The sequence below is a fragment of the Roseivirga sp. UBA1976 genome (assembly GCF_002336325.1).
GTDB lineage: Bacteria > Bacteroidota > Bacteroidia > Cytophagales > Cyclobacteriaceae > Roseivirga > Roseivirga thermotolerans.
Window position 1 is genome coordinate 17,752 of record NZ_DDDQ01000113.1, and the last position, 341, is coordinate 18,092.

Genomic DNA, 341 nt, shown 5'->3' on the forward strand with positions numbered 1-341 from the left:
AACCAATGAAGATGACCCAACAGGCAATTGGCTGGCCAGGGTTCAGGTGGGTGGCTCCACTTTTACCAAGCGGGTTAAAGTAGAAACCATTAAACCTAACCGACTGAAAATCAACTTCGATCTGGGCAAAGAAAAATTAACAGTGACCGACAGGCAGGTGAACGCCCGCCTGCATGTTAATTGGCTTACGGGAGCTACCGCCAAAAACCTAAAAGCCGAATTCGACCTTTTTCTTAACCCTGTGGCTACCGTATTTGAAAAATATCCAAACTATATGTTCGATGACCAGGCCAGAGAATACTACCCCGAAACGCAGCGTATTTTTGAAGGCCTTATTGACA

At 45.7% G+C, this 341-nt stretch carries 1 protein-coding gene; it reads left to right on the forward strand.

The window, feature by feature from the left end:
• Positions 1 to 341: hypothetical protein (locus tag B3763_RS11200; protein WP_286746531.1), on the forward strand; the 341-nt coding region annotated here is incomplete at both ends.